This is a genomic window from Streptomyces sp. NPDC058291, from assembly GCF_042880855.1.
Classification (GTDB): domain Bacteria; phylum Actinomycetota; class Actinomycetes; order Streptomycetales; family Streptomycetaceae; genus Streptomyces.
The window spans coordinates 21,033-40,812 of record NZ_JBHVYK010000004.1 but is presented as its reverse complement, the minus strand read 5'-3'; the positions used below and the strand labels follow the sequence as shown (position 1 = coordinate 40,812).

At 72.4% G+C, this 19,780-nt stretch carries 15 protein-coding genes and 1 pseudogene; 12 read left to right on the top strand and 4 right to left on the bottom strand.

Going from position 1 to position 19,780, the window contains the following annotated elements; genetic code table 11:
* Positions 1-180: 180 nt before the first annotated feature.
* On the bottom strand, positions 181-783 hold the full coding sequence (locus ACFVYK_RS03210; protein WP_389767901.1) for a biotin transporter BioY: 603 nt from the start codon (positions 781-783) through the stop codon (positions 181-183).
* Positions 784-1,071: 288 nt separating this feature from the next.
* On the opposite strand from ACFVYK_RS03210, the gene ACFVYK_RS03205 reads away from it, so the two are divergent.
* The 8 genes from ACFVYK_RS03205 (at position 1,072) to ACFVYK_RS03170 (ending at position 9,517) form a co-directional block, all read left to right on the top strand.
* Complete coding sequence (locus tag ACFVYK_RS03205; RefSeq protein ID WP_370745933.1) at positions 1,072-1,164, top strand: putative leader peptide; 93 nt, start codon at positions 1,072-1,074, stop codon at positions 1,162-1,164.
* 85 nt (positions 1,165-1,249) lie between these two features.
* On the top strand, positions 1,250-2,464 hold the full coding sequence (locus tag ACFVYK_RS03200) for an ROK family protein (protein WP_389767899.1): 1,215 nt from the start codon (positions 1,250-1,252) through the stop codon (positions 2,462-2,464).
* A gap of 285 nt (positions 2,465-2,749) precedes the next feature.
* Positions 2,750-3,817 (top strand): ABC transporter substrate-binding protein, encoded by a 1,068-nt coding sequence (locus ACFVYK_RS03195; RefSeq protein ID WP_389767897.1) that lies wholly within the window; start codon positions 2,750-2,752, stop codon positions 3,815-3,817.
* A gap of 5 nt (positions 3,818-3,822) precedes the next feature.
* Positions 3,823-4,818, top strand: coding sequence for an ABC transporter permease (locus ACFVYK_RS03190; RefSeq protein ID WP_389767896.1), 996 nt, complete (start codon positions 3,823-3,825; stop codon positions 4,816-4,818).
* Complete coding sequence (locus tag ACFVYK_RS03185; protein WP_389767894.1) at positions 4,794-5,531, top strand: ABC transporter ATP-binding protein; 738 nt, start codon at positions 4,794-4,796, stop codon at positions 5,529-5,531. The genes ACFVYK_RS03190 and ACFVYK_RS03185 overlap by 25 nt, the downstream gene beginning before the upstream one ends.
* A gap of 252 nt (positions 5,532-5,783) precedes the next feature.
* Positions 5,784-7,124 (top strand): LLM class flavin-dependent oxidoreductase, encoded by a 1,341-nt coding sequence (locus tag ACFVYK_RS03180; protein ID WP_389767892.1) that lies wholly within the window; start codon positions 5,784-5,786, stop codon positions 7,122-7,124.
* A 12-nt stretch (positions 7,125-7,136) separates the two neighbouring features.
* Positions 7,137-8,027, top strand: a complete 891-nt coding sequence (locus ACFVYK_RS03175) for a TauD/TfdA dioxygenase family protein (protein WP_389767890.1) — start codon at positions 7,137-7,139, stop codon at positions 8,025-8,027.
* Positions 8,028-8,140: 113 nt separating this feature from the next.
* Complete coding sequence (locus ACFVYK_RS03170) at positions 8,141-9,517, top strand: amino acid permease (protein WP_389767888.1); 1,377 nt, start codon at positions 8,141-8,143, stop codon at positions 9,515-9,517.
* Between the two features lie 236 nt (positions 9,518-9,753).
* On the opposite strand, the gene ACFVYK_RS03165 is transcribed toward ACFVYK_RS03170, so the two are convergent.
* On the bottom strand, positions 9,754-10,398 hold the full coding sequence (locus ACFVYK_RS03165) for a DsbA family protein (RefSeq protein ID WP_389767886.1): 645 nt from the start codon (positions 10,396-10,398) through the stop codon (positions 9,754-9,756).
* A gap of 151 nt (positions 10,399-10,549) precedes the next feature.
* Here ACFVYK_RS03165 and pepN point away from each other — a divergent pair, with 151 nt between their 5' ends.
* Positions 10,550-13,141 (top strand): aminopeptidase N, encoded by a 2,592-nt coding sequence (gene pepN, locus ACFVYK_RS03160; protein ID WP_389767884.1) that lies wholly within the window; start codon positions 10,550-10,552, stop codon positions 13,139-13,141.
* Positions 13,142-13,346: 205 nt separating this feature from the next.
* Positions 13,347-14,408, top strand: coding sequence for a hypothetical protein (locus tag ACFVYK_RS03155; protein ID WP_389767882.1), 1,062 nt, complete (start codon positions 13,347-13,349; stop codon positions 14,406-14,408).
* A 65-nt stretch (positions 14,409-14,473) separates the two neighbouring features.
* Here the strand turns inward: ACFVYK_RS03155 and ACFVYK_RS03150 are convergent, their stop codons facing one another.
* Positions 14,474-14,626 (bottom strand): hypothetical protein, encoded by a 153-nt coding sequence (locus ACFVYK_RS03150; RefSeq protein ID WP_389767880.1) that lies wholly within the window; start codon positions 14,624-14,626, stop codon positions 14,474-14,476.
* A gap of 41 nt (positions 14,627-14,667) precedes the next feature.
* The gene (locus ACFVYK_RS03145) at positions 14,668-15,129 is read right to left on the bottom strand and encodes an NUDIX hydrolase (RefSeq protein ID WP_389767878.1); all 462 of its coding nucleotides are present in this window, start codon (positions 15,127-15,129) and stop codon (positions 14,668-14,670) included.
* A 98-nt stretch (positions 15,130-15,227) separates the two neighbouring features.
* Here ACFVYK_RS03145 and ACFVYK_RS03140 point away from each other — a divergent pair.
* Both ACFVYK_RS03140 and ACFVYK_RS03135 read left to right on the top strand, forming a co-directional pair.
* Positions 15,228-15,791 (top strand): annotated as a pseudogene (locus tag ACFVYK_RS03140) (CGNR zinc finger domain-containing protein).
* A 278-nt stretch (positions 15,792-16,069) separates the two neighbouring features.
* Positions 16,070-19,387: a S8 family serine peptidase gene (locus ACFVYK_RS03135; RefSeq protein ID WP_389767876.1), complete on the top strand. Its 3,318-nt coding sequence runs from the start codon at positions 16,070-16,072 to the stop codon at positions 19,385-19,387.
* Positions 19,388-19,780: the final 393 nt, after the last annotated feature.

Here is a 19,780-nt window from a genome sequence, read left to right as displayed (position 1 = left end):
GGGGGCGGGCGCCCCCCCGCCCCCCCGCGCGGCCCCCCCCCCGCGGGCCGCGCGGGCGCCGGCGCGGCGGCGCCGCGGGGGCGGGCCACCCCCCCCAACCGCCGGGGCCCCCCGCCTCCTGTTCCGTTTCCGTCGCCGCCGACCGTCAGCGGAGCGGGCGGAGCGGTTCGCGCCGCACGGTCACCGCTTGACGAGCTTCCACGCCGTGGGCAGCAGGCCCATCGCCAGAACCGCCTTGAGGGCGTCACCGACGAGGAACGGGGTGAGGCCGGCCGCGACGGCGGCGGAGGCGGAGAGGTCGGCCGCGTAGGCCAGGTACGGGACGCCGACCGCGTAGATGACCGCCTCGCCCAGCAGCATCGTGCCCGCCATGCGCAGCACGGAGCGGTCGGCGCCACGGCGGGCCAGGGCGCCCACGACGGCGGTCGCGAGGATCATGCCGAGGATGTAGCCGAACGAGACGCCGACGCCCGAGGCGCCCTCGGCGAACCACGGCACACCGGCGAGTCCGGCCAGCGCGTACACGGTGAGCGAGGAGGCGCCGCGGCGGGCGCCGAGGGTCGTGCCGACGAGCAGCGCGGCGAAGGTCTGGCCCGTCACCGGGACCGGGGTGCCGGGGACCGGGACCGCGAGCTGGGCGGCGAGGCCGGTGAGCGCGGCGCCGCCGAGCACGAGCGCGACGTCCCGGACGAGGGTGGAGGCGCCGCCCGCGCGCAGCGTGGCGGAGGGGAGCAGGTCGGCGAGGACCTGTCCGGGGCTGGCGGGGGTGGCGGCGGTGCTCATGGGGACTCCGCGAGGGTCGTACGGATCGGGACACGGTGACGCTATCCCAGGGGGGTGCGGGCGATCACCGTCAGCGATCGACAAACGGACGATCAGGGACTTGGTGGGCTCCGGACAAAAGACGGGGACTACACCCGGTACGGCGTGACGCCGGTCACTGAGGTGAAGTGGTGCGGGCTACGCGGGCGTCGTGAGCGGTCTCTGTAGGGTTCCGCCAATCGAGCAGCGGCCGTCTCGCCCGTCGGTCGCCGTCTGGGCAGGACGGCCCCTCGCTGCTAGCTTCGAGCCATGGTTGCCCAGGCCCAGGCTCTGAACTTCTCGTCGCGTCGCCATGTCGACCTGCGACGGGTGGGCACTGCCGCCTGTCGCCCTCCGGTGTGAGGCGGGCGGGGCCGATCATCCGGCGCGCCGCGCTCCACAGACGGCGCAGTGTCGGACCGGCTCCTGACTTCCGAGGAAGTTCCCCATGCCCCGTACCGCGGCTCCCCCCGCCCCGCCCTCTCCCCTCACCCGGGTCGCCGACAGCGACCGCCGGCGCACCAGCGCGAGCGTGATCCTGCGGTCCGTGCTGGAGCACGGACCGGTCGCGCGCTCCACCATCGCCCGGCTGACGGGGCTGTCCCCGGCCTCCGTCACCGACCACTGCGCCCGGCTGACCCGGCTCGGGCTGATCCGGGAGGCGGCCGCCCCCCGGCGCAGCAACGGGGTGGGCCGCCCGCACGTCCCCGTGGACCTCGACGACTCGCGGTTCGTGGTGGGCGGCGTGCACGTGGCGGTGCCGTACACGACCGTCTCGCTGCTGGATCTGCGCGGACGGGTGGTGGCGCGGCGGGAGTTGAGGCATCGCGGTCGCGAACCGTCCGAGGTGCTGGCGCGGGCCGCCGACGGGCTGGACGCGCTGCTGGGCGAGGCCCCCGGCTGCCGCCCCCTGGCGGTGGGCGTCGCCGTGGGCGGCTGGGTGGACCGGGACTCGGGCACCGTCGTCGAGCATCCGATGTTGGAGTGGCGGGACGTGCCGGTGCGCGATGCGGTGGGCGCGCGCACCGGGCTGGCGGTCCATGTGGACGGGCACGCGCGGGCGTTGGTCAACGCGGAGCGGTTGTTCGGGCGGGCCCGCGGCAGCCGCAGTGTGCTGCATCTGTTCGTCGGGAACGTGGTCGACGCGGCGTTCGCCACCCATGACGAGGTGCATCACGGGCCGCGGTCCCAGGCGGGCTCGATCGCGCATCTGCCGTTGGCCGGCGGCACGCAGCCCTGCGACTGCGGCCGGGTCGGCTGCCTGCAGGTGGAGTTGAGCGAGCGCACGCTGTGCCGGCGGGCCCGGGAGGCGGGGGTGATCGACGGGGTGAACCCGATGCATGTGGTGGCCGCCGCGCAGGCCGGGAACGCGGTGGCGGCACGGCTGTTGCGGGAGCGGGCGCGGATGGTGGGACGGGCGGCCGGCCTGCTGCTGGACGTGCTCAATCCGGAGCGTGTCGTCGTGACGGAGGTGGGGGTGCTGTTCCGGGAGGACTGCCTCGCCGCGCTGCGCGAGGAGGTGGGAGCCGAGCGCGCCGCCGCCGTCTCGCCGAGCAGTTTCCCCGACTCGGTGCTGGCCGTGGCGGGCGGTGCGGTGGCGCTGGACATGCTCTACCGGGATCCGCTGGCCTCGTCCCCGGGCGTCCCACCTCAGCCGAGTTAATTCAGAAACTCCGAATGTTGACAGGCCACACACCCGAACAGGAACATCTTTCCCATGAGCTGTCGCACCTTCTGTTGCTGACGCCCCGGCGCGCCGGGAGCGCGCCCTTCTCTTCGTCTTCGCCCGGGTGAATTCTCTCGTCCGGTGAATTTCCCCGGCCGGGCTTGCCGCACATCCTGTAGCGCCCTTTCGCGCGCACACGTGCCCTGCACCGTCCTGCCCTTCCTGTCATCGCGTCCGACGCTGCCGCTGCCAGGCTTTCTCCGTTTCTCTGGGGGTCCTCCCATGCCCGTTTCCCGTACGTCCGGTGTCGACCGGCGCCTCTTCCTCACCTCCCTGCTCGGTGCCGCCGCCGGGGTCGCCGGGCTCAGCGGTTGCGCGGAGAGCGGCGCCGCCACCAGCGGCAAGGGCGCTTCGACGGCCCCGCTCGCCGACAAGGTGCCCGCCGGCACGAGCTTGAAGATCGCCTCCTTCCAGGGTCAGCAGGAGTTGCAGATCAAGCTGGCGAAACTGCCCGAGCTGCCCTTCGAGGTGTCGGACTGGCTGAACATCGGGGCCGGTCCCGATGTCATCAACGCGTTCCGCGCAAAGTCCCTGGACCTGGCCAACAACGCGGGCATTCCACCGATCCAGGCGCATTACCAGGGCTTCGACGCGAAGATCGTCGCGATCGACATCACGCGCAAGCCCAACTACGTCTTCGCCACCAAGCCGGGCAGCGACATCCGGAGCGTCGACGACTTCCGCGGGAAGAGGCTGGCCTTCTCCCAGGGCCAGGCACAGGGAGTCGTCCTGCTGCGGGCGCTGAAGAAGGCCGGCCTGAAGTACGACGACGTGAAGCTCGTCCCGCTGACCAGCAACCAGTTCCTCACCGCCCTGCAGTCGGGCCAGGTGGACATCGCGCCGCTCGCGAACAACCAGTCGCCCGCCTACCTCAAGCAGTACGAGTCCAAGGGCGCCCACGTCATCACCACCGACGTCGTCGACCTGCTCAGCCTGCTGTGGGCGCCGGTGTCCGTGCTGAACGACGAGGCGAAGGCGGCCGCCGTCGCCGCGTTCATCCCGCAGTGGGCGCAGGGCCTGGTGTGGAGCTACGAGCACCCGGACGTCTGGAACGAGGAGTTCTACGTCAAGACGCAGAACCTGACCCTCGACCAGGCCAAGTCGATCACCGCACTCGCCAACAAGCCGCTGTTCCCGCCGAGTTGGGACGAGGCCATCAAGTGGGAGCAGGAGACCGCGGACCTTCTCGCGGAGGGCGGCTTCGTGAAGAAGTTCGACGTCGCCTCGCTGTTCGACCACCGCTTCGAGGGCATCGCCGCCAAGTCCGTGGCAGCCGAGTACCGGAGTTGACCGCCATGACCACCAGCGCGAGCACCACCAGGGGCACCGGCCCGGCAGCAGACACCGCCACCGACACCGACACCGGCACGGGCACCGGCACGGGCACCGGCACGGGCACCGGCCCGGGGACGAGCCCGGACCGCAGCGCGGACACCGGGACGGACACGGCCGTGATCACGGCTCCCGCCGTCGCCGCGGGAGCCGGCGACGGGGCCCGGGTCCGGCGCCGCCGACGGCGCGGACTGGCGCCGGGCAAGCCGTGGCCGGCCTCCCGGCTCGCCGGACCGCTGCTCCTGATCGTCCTGTGGGCCGCCGCCTCGGCCGCCGGCCGGCTGGACACCGGGGCGATCCCCGCGCCGTGGACGGTGCTGCGGACCGGCGTCCACCTGTGGACGGACGGGACGCTGACCACCGACGTCCTCACCTCGCTCGAACGCGCCGGATACGGCTTCGCGATCGGTCTCGCCGCCGGCGTGACGCTCGCCCTGGCCTCGGGCCTGACCAGGACCGGCGAGGCGTTGATCGACGGGACGGTGCAGCTCAACCGGGCGATCCCGACCCTGGGTCTGATCCCGCTGTTCATCCTCTGGCTGGGCATCGGCGAGACTTTCAAGATCGCGATCATCGCCATCGTCGTCTACATCCCGATCTACCTGAACACGCACGCCGCGCTGTCCGGCATCGACCATCGCTTCGTCGAGCTCGCCGAGGTGCAGGGCCTGTCGAAGGTCCAGTTCATCCGGCAGATCGTGATTCCCGGAGCGCTGCCCGGATTCTTCGTGGGACTCCGGCTCGGCGTCACCGGGTCGTGGCTCGGCCTGGTCGTGCTGGAGCAGATCAACGCCACCAGCGGGCTCGGCTACCTGATGTTCCAGGCCCAGAACTACGGCCAGTCGGACGTCATCCTGGTCGGCCTCCTCATCTACGGCGTCTTCGGTCTGATCTCCGACAGCGCGGTCCGTCTCATCGAACGGAGGGTGCTGTCATGGCGCCGCACACTGAGCAACTGACCCGGTCCGCCGTCCGGCTGCGCGGCCTGACCCGGTCCTTCGACGGACGCACGGTCCTCGACGGCGTCGACCTGGACATCCCCGCCGGACAGTTCGTCGCCCTGCTCGGGCACAGCGGGTCCGGCAAGAGCACCCTGCTGCGGGCGGTCGCGGGTCTGGACCACGAGGTCACCGGGAGCGGGGAGCTGACGGCTCCGGAGCGGGTGTCCGTGGTCTTCCAGGACTCCCGGCTGCTGCCCTGGCGACGGGTGCTGGACAACGTCCTGCTGGGCCTCGACGGCAAGGAAGCCGACCGCAAGGGGCGCGAGGCGCTCGCCGAGGTCGGGTTGCGGGGCCGCGAGCGGGCCTGGCCCAACGAGCTGTCCGGCGGTGAGGCGCAGCGCGCCGCCCTGGCCCGCTCGCTGGTCCGCGAGCCCGAACTGCTGCTGGCCGACGAACCGTTCGGGGCGCTGGACGCCCTCACCCGGATCAAGATGCACGGCCTGCTGCGGGTGTTGTGGGAGGCCCACAAGCCCTCCGTACTGCTCGTCACGCACGACGTGGACGAGGCCATCGTGCTCGCCGACCGGGTGCTCGTCCTCGATCACGGGCGCATCGGCGTCGACCTGACCATCGAGCGGCCGCACCCGCGCTCGTACCGGGATCCGCTGCTCGGCGAGTACCGCGAGCGGCTGCTGGCGGCGCTGGGCGTGACATCGGACGTCGGCGGCTGACCGCCGTCGGCCCTGACCCGGCGCCGTCCTCGACCCGCTCCTGCCCCTGCCCCGACCCCGGCCGACCGCCGTCGGCCCTGACCGGCCGCCGTCCCCCACCGCGCCCGCCGTTCGGTTCGCCGCGTGCGGGGGGCCGCGGCCCCCGGACCCTCGCTGCGGACGACCTCCGCTCCGGACCCGAAGGCGCCGCCTCCTCGAACGCCGGACGGGCCTTCGTGCGCACCCTTCCCCTGACTGCCAGAAGGACACCCCATGCCCCGCCAGCTTCATCTCAACGCCTTCCTCATGAACACCGGCCACCACGAGGCCTCGTGGCGGTTGCCCGAGAGCGATCCGTACGCCCATGTGGAGTTGGACCACTACGTCCGGCTGGCCCGGACCGCGGAGCGCGGCACCTTCGACTCGCTGTTCCTCGCCGACGGCCCGCAACTGTGGGGCGACATCGCCCAGCGGCCGGCCGGCGCGCTGGAACCGCTCACGCTGCTCACCGCGCTGGCGACGGCCACCGAGCGGATCGGTCTCATCGCCACCGCGTCCACGTCCTACAACTCCCCCTACAACCTGGCCCGCAAGTTCGCCTCGCTGGACATCATCAGCGGCGGCCGGGCGGGCTGGAACATCGTCACCACGGCGGGCGCGGAGGCCGCGCGCAACTTCGGCCTCGACGCCGAGCCCGCGCACGCCGAGCGGTACGCCCGTGCCGCCGAGTTCCTCGACGTGGCCCTCAAGCTCTGGGACAGCTGGGAGGACGACGCCATCGTCGCCGACAAGGCGGCCGGCGTCTGGGGCGACGACGACAAGATCCATCCGGCCCGGCACCGGGGGGCGTACTTCAGCGTCGAGGGCGCCCTCAACGTCCCGCGCTCGCCGCAGGGTTACCCGCTGCTGGTGCAGGCGGGGTCGAGCGAGGACGGCAAGGCGTTCGCGGCCCGGTACGCGGAGGCGGTGTTCACCGCGCAGCAGACGCTCGCCGACGCGCAGGCGTTCTACGCGGACCTGAAGGCGCGCACCGCGGCGGCCGGCCGCGACCCCGATCACCTCAAGGTGCTGCCCGGCATCGTGCCGGTGATCGGCTCGACGGAGGCGGAGGCGCGGGCCGAGGAGCGCGTCCTGGAGGACCACATCGTCCACACGCACGGGGTGCGGCGCCTGGAGCAGCTGCTCCAACGGGAGCCGGGCACCCTGGAGCTGGACGCCGAGCTGCCCGCCGACCTGCCGCCCGAGGACGCCATCGAGGGCGCCAAGAGCCGCTACACCCTCATCGTGGAGCTGGCCCGGCGGGAACGCCTCACGGTGCGGCAGCTGATCGGACGGCTCGGCGGCGGGCGCGGGCACCTCACCTTCGCCGGCACGCCCGAGCAGGTCGCCGACGCGATCGAAAGCTGGTTCACCCAGGGCGCCGCCGACGGCTTCAACATCATGCCCGCGGTCCTGCCGTCCGGTCTCGACGCCTTCGTCGACCACGTCGTTCCGCTGCTGCGCGCCCGCCGCCTGCTGCCCGCCGAGTACGGGCCGCGCACGACCCTGCGCGAGAGGTACGGACTTCCGCGCCCCGCCAACCAGTACGTCAGCCCCGCACTCGCCGCCGTCTGAAAGGACCCCAGCATGTCCCTCCACATCCGCAAGGTCACCGCGCACATCGGCGCCCAGGTCAGCGGTGTCGACATCTCCCGGCCCCTCGACGAGGAGACCTCCGCCGCCCTGCGCGAGGCGCTCAACGTCCACAAGGCCCTGGTCTTCGACGACGTGCGCCTCGACGACGAGAGCCAGCAGGCCTTCGTCCGCCACTTCGGCGACATCACCACCGCCCATCCGACCGTGGCGGCCGTCGACGGGGCTCCGAACGTGCTGCCCGTCGACAGCGAGCAGGGCAGCGCCAACCACTGGCACACCGACGTGACGTTCGTCCTCAACCCGCCGCAGGCCAGCACCCTGCGCAGCATCACGATCCCGCCGTACGGCGGCGAGACGCTGATCGCCGACTCGGCAGCGGCCTACCGTCAACTGCCCGAGCCCCTGCGGTCGCTGGCCGACACCCTGTGGGCCGAGCACACCAACGACTACGACTACGCGGTGCCCACCGAGGAGATCGACGAGCAGCAGGCCGCCCAGCGCGCCCGGTTCACGTCCGTCAAGTACCGCACCGTGCACCCCGTCGTCCGCGTCCATCCGCTGACCGGGGAACGCGGCCTGTTCATCGGCGGGTTCGCGCAGCGGATCGTGGGCCTGTCGGTGGGCGAGTCCCGCAAGATCCTCGATCTGCTGCAGTCGTACGTGACCCGGCCGGAGAACATCCTGCGCCACCGCTGGTCGGAGAACCAGCTGGTGCTGTTCGACAACCGCATCACCCAGCACTACGCCGTCGACAACTACGACAAGCTGCCGCGTCGGCTGCACCGGGTGACCGCCGCCGGCGACATCCCGGTCGGCATCGAGGGCAAGGAGAGCTACTCGATCGAGGGGGACGCGGCGCACTACACCTCCGTGGCGGCGTAACCACGCTGCGCGTCCGGTCCGTCCGGATGGTGGGCAGCCCCTCCGTGCGCGCGGAGGGGCTGCCCACACTATGGGCGTTTTCGGCCATCTCACGCATTGGACGAGCCGCGCCCATGCCCAGCACCACCGTCAGGACTCCGCAGGAGTCGGACGCCGCCCTCTCCCACGGTCTCAAGCAGCGCCATCTGTCGATGATCGCCCTCGGCGGCGTCATCGGCGCGGGTCTCTTCGTCGGTTCGGGGGCGGGCATCGCCGCCGCCGGACCGTCCATCGTCCTTGCCTATGCGCTCTCCGGTCTTCTCGTGATGCTCGTGATGCGGATGCTGGGCGAGATGTCCGCCGCGCATCCCTCGTCGGGCTCGTTCTCGGCGCACGCCGAGCGGGCGTTCGGGCCCTGGGCGGGCTTCACCGTGGGCTGGGCCTTCTGGGTGCTGCTGTGCACGGCCGTCGGCCTGGAGGGCATCGGCGCCGCGAAGATCGTCACGGGCTGGCTGCCGGGCACGCCGGAGTGGGCCTGGACGGCGCTGTTCATGCTCGTGTTCTGCGGGACCAATCTGGCCGCCGTGAAGAACTTCGGCGAGTTCGAGTTCTGGTTCGCCGCCCTGAAGGTCGGCGCGATCACCCTCTTCCTGACGCTGGGCGTGCTCGCCGTCGCGGGGGTGCTGCCGGGCACGCGCTCGCCGGGGGCGTCGAACCTGGGCGAGGTGTTCCCGCACGGCGGGGAGGGCCTGGTCGTCGGGCTGCTCGCCTCGGTCTTCGCGTACGGCGGTCTGGAGACGGTCACGATCGCCGCCGCCGAGTCGGAGGACCCGGTCAGGGGTGTGGCGAGCGCGGTCCGCACGGCGATGTGGCGCATCGCGGTGTTCTACGTGGGATCGATGGCGGTCATCGTGACCCTCGTGCCCTGGGACTCCGCGGCGGTCGTCGAGAAGGGCCCCTACGTGGCCGCGCTCGGCCGTCTCGGCATCCCCGCCGCCGCCCAGATCATGAACGCGGTCGTGCTGGCCGCGCTGCTCAGCGCGATGAACGCGAACGTCTACGGCGCGTCGCGGATCGCGCACTCGCTGGTGGCGCGGGGGCAGGGGCCGAAGGCGCTGGGCCGGGTGTCGGGCGGCGCGCCGCGGGTCGCGGTCCTCGCCTCGTGCGTCTTCGGCTTCGGCTGCGTGGCGCTGAGCCACTGGCGGCCGGACGACGTCTTCCCCTGGCTGCTGAACATGATCGGCGCGGTGATCCTGGTGGTGTGGATCTTCATCGCGCTCTCGCAGCTGCGGCTGCGCGGCCGGCTGGAGCGCGAGGCGCCGGAGCGGCTGATCGTGCGGATGTGGGCGTTCCCGGTGCTGACGTGGGGGGCGCTGGCGGGCATGGCCGCGATCCTGGTCCTGATGGCGCGGGAGCCGGGGACGCGCGTGCAGCTGTACGGTTCGGGCGCGATGACGGCGTTCCTGGCCGTCGTCGGCCTCGTCCGGCAGCGGCGGCGCGCCGCCGGCTGACCTGTTTTCGCCCGGCTCTCGCGGGAAGACCCGCGGGGCTACTTGTCGTGGGCACGCACTTGCAAGTAACTTGCAATAAGCCGCACGCCTTCCGGGTGCGGGAAGCGTCCCGCCTCGTGATCGTCTTCTCACCTTCACGCCGGCGGGCGGAAAGAAGGAAGCCCCCGTGAGGACGTGACTCACGGGGGCTCTCCCGGCGGCGGGCCGTCAACGGCGGCCGCGGCGGACCGGGGCGGTCACAGGTTGCTGAAGTCCGGGCCCTTCGTGCGGCTGCGCTTGATCTCGTAGAAGCCGGGGACCGAGGCGACGGCGACGGTGCCGTCCCACAGGCGGGCGGCCTCCTCGCCCTTGGGGGCCGGGGTGACGACCGGGCCGAAGAACGCGATCTGCTCGCCGTCCGGGCCGGGCACGGCGATGACGGGCGTGCCGACGTCCTGGCCGACCTTCTCGATGCCCTCCTTGTGCGAGGCGCGCAGCTCCGCGTCGAACTCGAAGTCCTCCTGGTCGGCGTAGTCGATCAGGTCGGCGGGCAGCCCGGCGTCGGCGAGCGCGCCGGCGATGGCCTCCAGGGTGGGGCCCTCGCCGTTGTTGTGGATGCGGGTGCCGAGGGCGGTGTAGAGCGGGCCGAGGACGTCCGCGCCGTGCTTCTGCCCGGCGGCGGCCACCACGCGGACCGGCCTCCACGCCTTGTTCTCCAGGAAGTCCCGGTACTCCTCGGGCAGCTCCGCGAGCCGGTCCTCGTTGAGGACGGCGAGGCTCATCAGATGCCAGCGGACCTCGATGTCACGGACCTTCTCCACTTCCAGCACCCAGCGCGACGTCATCCAGGCCCAGGGGCACGACGGGTCGAACCAGAAGTCGACGGGGGTCTTCTCCGGCATGTCTCTCCTCAGAGGTCCTCAGCAGATAAGCCTTTCCCCCGCAACACCGCGGGCCGTCCCGCGCATTCCCTGCTGTCACGTGTCAGGGGCGCATGGCAGGATCGCTCCTGTCCGCAGCACCGATGCGCAACGCAGTGAGGGAGTACCGCCCGTGCCCGGTGAGAACCTGTCCCGCGACGAGGCCCGGGAGCGGGCCGCCCTGCTGTCCGTCGACGGGTACGACGTGTCCCTGGACGTCCGCTCGGCGACGGGCGACCGGGCGGCGGAGGCGGAGCCGCGCACCTTCCGGTCGGTCACCACCGTCCGCTTCCGCTGCAACGAGCCCGGCGCGTCCAGCTTCGCCGACCTCATCGCGCCGAGCGTGACGTCGGTGTCGCTCAACGGCCGCGACCTCGACCCCGGCGAGGTCTTCGACGGCTCCCGGATCCTGCTGGAGGACCTGGCCGCGGAGAACGAGCTGATCGTCGACGCCCGCTGCGCCTACTCCCGCAGCGGAGAGGGCCTGCACCGCTTCGTCGACCCGGAGGACGGCGAGGTCTACCTCTACACGCAGTACGAGCCGGCCGACGCGCGCCGGGTCTTCGCGAACTTCGAGCAGCCCGACCTCAAGGCCACCTTCCGCTTCGAGGTGCGCGCGCCAGAGGAGTGGACGGTGTGGAGCAACGGCGCGGGCGAGCGCGCGGACGGGGTGTGGCGGTTCGCGGAGACCAAGCCGATCTCGACCTACATCACCTGCGTCGTGGCCGGCCCCTACCACTACGTGACCGACGCCTACACGCGCGAGCTGGCCGACGGCACCACCCTGGAGATCCCGCTCGGCGCGATGTGCCGCAAGGGCCTGGCCCCCTACTTCGAGGCCGACGACGTCTTCCTGATCACCAAGCAGGGCCTGGACTTCTTCCACGACCACTTCGACTACCCGTACCCCTTCGGCAAGTACGACCAGGCGTTCGTGCCCGAGTACAACCTCGGCGCGATGGAGAACCCGGGCCTGGTGACCTTCCGCGAGGAGTACGTCTTCCGCGGGAAGGTGACGCGGGCCTCGTACGAGGCGCGGGCCAACGTCATCCTGCACGAGATGGCGCACATGTGGTTCGGCGACCTGGTCACCATGGTGTGGTGGGACGACCTGTGGCTGAAGGAGTCCTTCGCGGACTTCATGGGAACGTTCGCGAACGTCGGCGCGACCCGCTTCTCCGACGCCTGGATCACCTTCGCCAACCGCCGCAAGGCCTGGGCCTACCGGGCCGACCAGCTGCCCTCCACGCATCCGATCACCGCGAACATCCGCGACCTGCAGGACGCCAAGCTCAACTTCGACGGCATCACCTACGCCAAGGGCGCCAGCGTGCTGAAGCAGCTCGGGGCGTACGTCGGCCAGGACGCCTTCCTGGAGGGCGCCCGCCGCTACTTCAAGCGGCACGCGTACGGCAACACGCGCCTCGGCGACCTGCTGGCGGTGCTCGGGGAGACCAGCGGCCGGGACATGGCGAGCTGGTCGCGGTCCTGGCTGCAGACGGCGGGCGTGAACTCGCTGACCCCGCAGGTGCTGCTGGACCCGCAGGGCCGGATCGACGAGCTGGCGGTGCTCCAGGAGGCGGCCGAGACGCATCCCGAGCTGCGGCCGCACCGGGTGGCGATCGGCCTGTACCGCCGTGCGGGCGACCGCGTCGAGCGTTACGCGCGCGCCGAGGTGGACGTGGCCGGCCCGCGCACGGTGATCACGGAGCTGGCCGGGGCGCAGGCGCCCGACCTGGTGCTGGTCAACGACGACGACCTCACCTACTGCAAGATCCGTTTCGACGAGACCTCGCTGGTCACGCTGCGCGCGCACCTGGGCGACCTGACCGATCCGCTGGCCCGCGCCCTGTGCTGGTCGGCGCTGTGGAACCTGACCCGCGACGCCCTGCTGCCCGCGTCCGACTTCGTGGACCTGGTGACGCGGTTCGCGCACCGCGAGTCCGACATCGGCGTCCTGCAGATGCTGCACGCCTGGGCGGAGTCAGCGCTGGTGCACTACGTGCCGCAGGGCTGGCGGCCGGCGGGCGAGGCGGCGTTGGCCCGGATCGCCCTGCGCGACCTGCGGGCGGCCGAGCCGGGCAGCGGCCACCAGTTGGCCTGGGCGCGCTTCTTCGCCTCGGTCGCGTCGTCCGGTTCCGACCTGGAGCTGCTGCGGGGCCTGCTGGACGGCACCGCGAGGATCGACGGCCTGGAGGTGGACCAGGAGCTGCGCTGGGCGTTCCTGGAGCCGCTGGCGGCGCACGGCGCGGCGGACGAGTCGGTGCTGGCGGCGGAGCTGGCCCGCGACGACACCGCGTCCGGCAAGCGCCATCAGGTCCGCTGCCTGGCCGCCCGTCCGTCGGCGGCCGTCAAGGCGCAGGCGTGGGCCCAGCTGGTGGAGTCGGACACGCTGTCCAACGCGCTGACGGAGGCGACGATCGCGGGCTTCGCCCAGCCCTCGCAGCGGGAGCTGCTCGCCCCGTACGCGCAGAAGTACTTCGCTGCGATCGAGCGGATCTGGGCCGAGCGGTCCATCCAGAGCGCGATGAACGTCGTCAAGGGACTGTTCCCCGCGCTCCAGGACTCACCGCAGACGCTGGCGGCGACGGACGCCTGGCTGGCGGCGCACGCGTCCGCGGCCCCCGCGCTGCGGCGGCTGGTGCTGGAGGCGCGGGACGACCTGGCGCGCTCGCTGCGGGCACAGGCGTACGGCGCCGACTCCGCGACCGCCCCGACCGACTGACCTCTGGCCATGGATTCCGCGGACGGTCACCGTTACGGAATTCAGGCAATCGGACCCGTAACCCCTGGCTCCCCCGAGCGGGACCAGGGGTTTTCGGCGCCTACTCGGCATCCGAACACCCGTCCTTTAGGGCGAGCTTGTCCGGATTTGTCGACAGGCGTGTAACAGCGGTTAGGGGGCCCGCCGGACGCGGAATCCCCGTTGCATGAACCACAACACCCCGCTCCCCCAGGTTCCCCCGGCGTCCCCCCGCCCCGTCCGCGACCTGTCGGACGTCCAGCGCCGCGTCGCCACGGCGGCCCAACTGCGCGTCCGGGGCGTCGCGCCCGCCGAGGCGAACGAGCAGTGCCGGCCCGGCGGACCCTGGCAGCAGATCCTCCCGGGCGTGTACCTGCTCCACCCGGGCCCGCCGACCAGCGAGGAGCGGCTGCACGCGGTGCTCGCCTACGCGGGCCGCGACACCTCGGCGCCGAGCGGGGTGCCGACCCAGCCGGGCTGCGGGGAGCCGCACCGGCCGGTGTACAGGGAAGCGATGATCACGGGCCTGGCGGCGCTGAACCTGCACGGCCTGTCGTCCGCTCCCCCGCTGCTCTCGCTGGAGCACATCGACGTCCTGGTGCCGAGGCCGCGCCGGCTGCGCTCGACCGGCTGCGCGCACGTCCTGCGCACGTCCACGCCGCCGACGCCCGAGCAGGCGACGGGCGTTCCGGTGGCGCCGGTGCCGCGCGCGCTGGCCGACGCCGTCGCCCAGCTGACGGACGCGCAGGTGGTGCGGCGCCTGCTGTCGGAGGCCGTACGCGGCGGCCACTGCGAACCGAGCGCGGTCGTGCGGGAGTTGACCGAGGCAAAGCTGCTGACCCGGCCGCACGTGGTGGACGCCGTGGACTCGCTGCTCGCCGAGGGCCGCGCGGTCGCGGAGGAGCGCCTGTACACGATGGTCCGCGAGCACGGCCTGCCCGACCCGGTGTGGAACGTGGACCTGCGCCTGCCGGGCGGCCCCCACCTCGGCGGCCTGGACGCCTACTGGCCCGAACACGCGGTGGCGGTCGAGCTGGACACCCGGGCCCCGCGCCAGGAGGAGGACGCGCTGTGGTCCGAGTACGCCCGCAAGCGGGAGCACTTGGAGCGGCTGGGCATCACGGTCGTGTACATCACGCCCAAGAAGCTGCGGGACACGATGGAACAGCAGGCGGCCGTGGTCCGCACGGCGCTGATGGCCTCGGGCGACCGGGACCCGGCCGCGTATGTCGTGGTGCTGCCCCGGTAGCGAGGGACCGGGGCGGCGCCAGGAGGGGAGGGGAGGGGCCGTCGGGCAGACCCGGCGGCCCCTCCTCACACGCCCGCGGCGCGCAGGGGGCAGCCCGTCCCGACGCGATCGGCGAGTTCGGCGCGCAGGGCCGCGAGTTCGGCCATGCGGGCGTCGACGATCGGAGGGCGGCGCAGCCGGCGCCGTGGGCGCGGGCACCGGATCCGGGCGCGCTCCACGACGCCGTGACCTTCGCGGCCGCGGTCTCCCCGGCCGCCCCTCAGCGTTCGCCCGCCGGTGCCCGGCCGTCCACCGGACGCTCGCGCCACAGGCCGAGCGCGACGTCGACCAGGCGCACCCGGGTGAGTCCGGCGACCGCGTCCAGGTCGTGCCAGGCGGCGAGGTCGGTGGAGCCGTTCACCTCGTTGCGCAGCTCGCCGCCGACGACCCGGCCCTCGTAGACGACGCGGACCCCGTGGTGGTCGACCGGACCGCGCAGCCCCTCGCGGCCGAAGGCGTGACGGAAGGAGTCGATGCCGAGGAGACCGGTCACCTCGACGTGGTACCCGGTCTCCTCCTCCAGTTCGCGCACGACCGTGTCGAGCGGGTCCTCCCCGTGCTCCATGCCACCGCCGGGCAGCACCCACTCGTGCGTGCCGCCGGGGACCGGTGAGCGGGCGAGCAGAACACGGCCGTCACGGACGCAGACGGCGTAGGCCGCCACCCTCAACCTCTTGCGCATACGCGGACGTTAGCCGCTCGGCGCGTCACCGGCAGAGGATTTTCCGGACACCACAACCGGTCACTCACCCTTGAAGGGTTGGACCGAAGGAGAGCCCCATGTCCGACGTCCCGGCTTCCCGCGCCCCCGCGTCCCGCCCGCCGGACCCGCGCCCGCTCACCGGCGAGCCCCTCGCGCTCGACCTGCTCAACACGCGGTGGACGCGGGACGGCGCCGTGCGGGATCTGCTGCGGGAGGCGGACGGGCCGGCCTGGTGACTCGCGTCGAACGGGCTGGACGCGCGGTTCGCGGCCGGCGCCGCGACCCTGCGGCGCCTCCTCGAGGCCCGGGACGCGATCGCGGCCGCCGTGGACGGCACGGGGCCGGAGCACCTCGACTCCGTGCTCGAGCACGGGCGCATCCGGCCCACCCTCACCGCCGAAGGGCCCGGCGTGCGGGCCGAGTTCGCGGACGAGGCGTGGGGGCCGGCCTGGCTGGCCGCCCGTGACCACCTGGAACTGCTCACCGCCGCGCCCGACCGGATCCGCGGCTGCGCCCACGACGCCTGTGCGCTGCACTTCTTCGACACCTCGCGCAACGGCGCGCGCCGCTGGTGCTCGTTGGCGACCTGCGGCAACCGCGCCAAAACCTCCCGGCACCAAGCCCGTTCGAAAGAGGCCTGACACCGCCCCGGCCCGGCCCCTGTCCGGCCGCCACCCGGCCGCCGCCCGGCCGCCGCCCGGCCGCCGTCAGCGCACGGACAGGAGGCGCACAGTCGGTGCACAGAGGGCTCGTAGAGGGTTTTCCCCATACATCCATATCGATTCGGTCAACTCTCCCCAAACAACAGCCCCTTAGGTAAAGCTTTGCGGTCATCCGGGATCGCGTTCCGGACGGCCGTGATCAGGCAGGAACGGCCTCGATCACGCGTCGCTCGTTCCTTTACCTACAAGGGATGCCGATGACCCTCACCCCCCAGCGTGAACCGATATCGGGCACCAGACGCGTGGCCCGCATAGCCGTGGCCGCGGGCCTGGTGGCCGCGCTGTCCGCGGCCGGGCCGATACCCCTGGCCTTCTCCGCCGACGCCGCCGGGCAGACCCCGGCGACCGCCGACCCGGGCGCCAAGTCCGGCCCCCGCAAGCTCGGCTCCGACGACGCCGCCCTCCTCGCCGAGGCCAAGGCCGCCGGAGACAAGAACGTCACGCTGATGGTCGCCACCGCCCCCGGCCGGACCGAGCAGGTCGCCGAGGAGCTGGACGCGGTCAAGGGCGGCTCGGTGGGCCTGTCCTACGACAAGCTCGGCTACGTCCGCGCCACCGTTCCGACGGCCAAGGCCGACGCGGCCATCGCCGCCGCCGCCCAGCTGTCCTCGGTGCAGGCCATCGACCTGCGGCAGGACATCGTCCTCGACGACCCGGCGCCGAGCGCGGACGCCGCCAAGGACGCCGGGTCCGCCCGGAAGGCGAAGACCTACCCCGCGCCGAACCGGAACACCCCCGCCGAGAACCCGTACAACCCGTCCTTCGAGACGGGCGCCGTCGACTTCGTGAAGAAGAACCCGAAGGCGGACGGCCGCGGCGTCACCATCGGCATCCTCGACTCCGGCGTGGACCTGTCGCACCCCGCGCTGCAGAAGACCACCACCGGCGAGCGCAAGATCGTCGACTGGGTGACGGCCACCGACCCGATCCTCGACAACGACGCCTCCTGGCGCCCGATGACGACCTCCGTGTCCGGGCCCGCCTTCACCTTCGGCGGCCGCACCTGGACGGCGAAGCCCGGTTCGTACCAGGTCAACCTCTTCCGGGAGTCCGCCACCGCGGGCGGTGACGCCAAGGGCGACGTGAACCGCGACGGCGACACCACCGACGCGTGGGGCGTCCTGTACGACGCGGCGGCCGGCACGGTGACCGTCGACGTGAACAACAACGGCGACTTCACCGACGACACCGCGATGAAGCCGTACAAGGACGGCTACCAGGTCGGCTACTTCGGCACCGACGACCCGTCGACCGACGTCGCCGAGCGCCAGCCGTTCGTCGTGCAGATCCGCAAGGACGTGCCGATGGACCCGTTCGGCGGCGACTGGGTCGGCAAGAAGGCCGACTTCGCCAACATCGGACTCATCGCCAGCGAGCACGGCACCCACGTCGCCGGCATCACCGCCGCGAACGGCCTGTTCGGCGGTCGGATGAACGGCGCCGCCCCCGGCGCGAAGATCGTCTCCTCCCGAGCCTGCGTCTTCGGCCCGGGCTGCACCAACGTCGCCCTCACCGAGGGCATGATCGACCTGGTCGTCAACCGCGGCGTCGACATCGTCAACATGTCGATCGGCGGCCTGCCGGGGCTCAACGACGGCAACAACGCGCGCGCCGCGCTGTACACGCGCCTCATCGACACCTACGGCGTCCAGCTCGTGATCTCCGCGGGCAACGAGGGCCCCGGCGCGAACACCATCGGCGACCCCGGTCTGGCCGACAAGGTGATCTCGGTCGGCGCGGCCATCTCCAAGGAGACCTGGGCCTCCAACTACGGCTCCCAGGTGGAGAAGAAGTACGCGCTGCTGCCCTTCTCCTCGCGCGGCCCGCGTGAGGACGGCGGCTTCGCCCCGACCCTGGTCGCCCCCGGCGCCGCGATCAACACCACCCAGACCTGGCTGCCGGGCGCCCCGGTCGCCGAGTCGGGCTACGCCCTGCCGGCCGGCTACTCCATGCTCCAGGGCACCTCGATGGCCTCCCCGCAGGCCGCGGGCGCCTCGGCGCTGCTGATCTCGGCCGCCAAGCAGGCCAAGGTCGCGCTCACCCCGGCGATCCTGCGCACGGCGCTCACCTCGACCGCGGACCACATCAAGGGTCTGCAGGCCTACGAGGAGGGCGCGGGCGCGATCGACATCGTGGACGCGTGGAAGTCGATCAGGAAGGGCGCCACCGCCCACGACTACACCGTCAAGGCCCCGGTCGACACCGCGCTCGACCAGGCCCTGAAGACCCCGGGCTTCGGCACCGGGATCTACGACCGCGAGAGCGGCCTGAAGGCCGGGCAGAAGAAGACGTACGACGTCACGATCACCCGCACCTCCGGCGCCGACAAGGCGATCCGCCACGAGCTGCACCTCGCGAACGACGCGGCCGGCGCCTTCCGGATCCTCGGCAAGGGCGACGTGACGCTCCCGCTGAACAAGCCGGTGACGGTCCGGATCCAGGCCAGGCCGAAGGCCGCGGGCATCGCCAGCGCCATCCTGGAGGTCGACGACCCGAAGACCGAGGGCGTCGACAAGCAGATCCTCGACACGGTCGTCGTGTCCAAGCCGGTGAGCCACACCTTCTCCGTGTCGAACACCGTGCAGCGCAACAGCTTCCAGTCCTACTTCCTGACCGTGCCCGAGGGCGCCAAGGCGTTCGAGGTCGCGATCGGCGGGCTGAAGGACAAGAGCCAGACCCGGTTCATCTCGGTCCACCCGTACGGCGTCGCGGTCGAGGACAGCTCCACGATCTACTGCTACAGCAACTACCCGAACACCAACGGCTGCCGCCCCGACGCCCGTTCGTACCAGAACCCGCAGGCCGGGGTCTGGGAGATCGAGGTCGAGTCGCGCCGCACCTCGCCGCTGCTCGACAACCCGTACAAGCTGGAGGCCACCGTCTACGGCGCGGCCTTCGCCCCGGAGAACGTGACCGTGCCCGAGGCGAAGGTCGGCGTCCCGGCCACCGCCTCCTGGACGGTGACGAACAAGTTCGCCGCCATCGACGGCAAGCTGGCCGGCGGCCCGCTCGGCTCGTCCAAGAAGGACCGTCCGACCATCGCGAACGGCACGACCCAGACCACCACGGTCGAGGTCCCGGCCGGCGCGAAGTCGCTCGACGTCTCCATCGGCAACGTCTCCGACGCCTCCGCCGACCTGGACCTGACGGTCTACGACGCGGCCGGCAAGCAGGTCGCCCAGCAGGCCGACGGCGACTCGGAGGAGGCGGTCTCCATCCCGTCGCCCGCCGCCGGCACGTACACCATCGAGGTCGCGGGCTACTCGGTCCCGGCCGGCACGACGGCGTACGACTACGTCGACGCGTTCCTGTCGTCCGCGCTCGGCACCGTCACCGTCGACGCGTCGACCCCGGTGAAGCTGGGCACGGGCGCCTCGGCGTCGGTCTCCGCGACCGTCACCGCCGCGGCCACCGCGCCGGCGGGCCGCGTCCTGTTCGGCCAGGTGCAACTGGTGAACGCGCGGGGCACCGTCGCGGGCGCCGGCAACGTGACCATCGAGAAGGTCACCCCGTAACACCTCGGGCACGAAGGAGGGCGGGCGCCCGAACGGGCGCCCGCCCTTCGCCGTCAGCGCACTGCCCCCTCGCCGTCAGCGCATGGCCCCTCGCGGTCGACGCACTGCCCCTCCGCGGTCGCGCCCGCCCCTCGCCGTCGGCGCACTGGCCCTTCGCCGTCAGCGCACTGGCCCTTCGCCGTCAGCGCATGGCCCTCGCCATCAGCGCATGGCCCTCGCCGTCGGCGCACTGGCCCTCCGCGGTCGCGCCCGCCCCTCGCCGTCAGCGCACCGACCCCTCGCCATCAGCGCATGGCCCTCGCCGTCGGCGCACCGACCGCTCGCCATCAGCGCACCGACCCCTCGCCGTCAGCGCATGGCCCCTCGCGGTCGACGCACTGCCCCTCCGCGGTC

What these genes read in the sequence shown, in the direction of transcription:
- ACFVYK_RS03210 (WP_389767901.1), bottom strand. Translation starts at nt 783, where the DNA reads ATGAGCACCGCCGCCACCCCCGCCAGCCCCGGACAGGTCCTCGCCGAC.
- ACFVYK_RS03205 (WP_370745933.1), top strand. Translation starts at nt 1,072, where the DNA reads ATGGTTGCCCAGGCCCAGGCTCTGAACTTCTCGTCGCGTCGCCATGTC.
- ACFVYK_RS03200 (WP_389767899.1), top strand. Translation starts at nt 1,250, where the DNA reads ATGCCCCGTACCGCGGCTCCCCCCGCCCCGCCCTCTCCCCTCACCCGG.
- ACFVYK_RS03195 (WP_389767897.1), top strand. Translation starts at nt 2,750, where the DNA reads ATGCCCGTTTCCCGTACGTCCGGTGTCGACCGGCGCCTCTTCCTCACC.
- ACFVYK_RS03190 (WP_389767896.1), top strand. Translation starts at nt 3,823, where the DNA reads ATGACCACCAGCGCGAGCACCACCAGGGGCACCGGCCCGGCAGCAGAC.
- ACFVYK_RS03185 (WP_389767894.1), top strand. Translation starts at nt 4,794, where the DNA reads ATGGCGCCGCACACTGAGCAACTGACCCGGTCCGCCGTCCGGCTGCGC.
- ACFVYK_RS03180 (WP_389767892.1), top strand. Translation starts at nt 5,784, where the DNA reads ATGCCCCGCCAGCTTCATCTCAACGCCTTCCTCATGAACACCGGCCAC.
- ACFVYK_RS03175 (WP_389767890.1), top strand. Translation starts at nt 7,137, where the DNA reads ATGTCCCTCCACATCCGCAAGGTCACCGCGCACATCGGCGCCCAGGTC.
- ACFVYK_RS03170 (WP_389767888.1), top strand. Translation starts at nt 8,141, where the DNA reads ATGCCCAGCACCACCGTCAGGACTCCGCAGGAGTCGGACGCCGCCCTC.
- ACFVYK_RS03165 (WP_389767886.1), bottom strand. Translation starts at nt 10,398, where the DNA reads ATGCCGGAGAAGACCCCCGTCGACTTCTGGTTCGACCCGTCGTGCCCC.
- ACFVYK_RS03155 (WP_389767882.1), top strand. Translation starts at nt 13,347, where the DNA reads ATGAACCACAACACCCCGCTCCCCCAGGTTCCCCCGGCGTCCCCCCGC.
- ACFVYK_RS03145 (WP_389767878.1), bottom strand. Translation starts at nt 15,129, where the DNA reads ATGCGCAAGAGGTTGAGGGTGGCGGCCTACGCCGTCTGCGTCCGTGAC.
- ACFVYK_RS03135 (WP_389767876.1), top strand. Translation starts at nt 16,070, where the DNA reads ATGACCCTCACCCCCCAGCGTGAACCGATATCGGGCACCAGACGCGTG.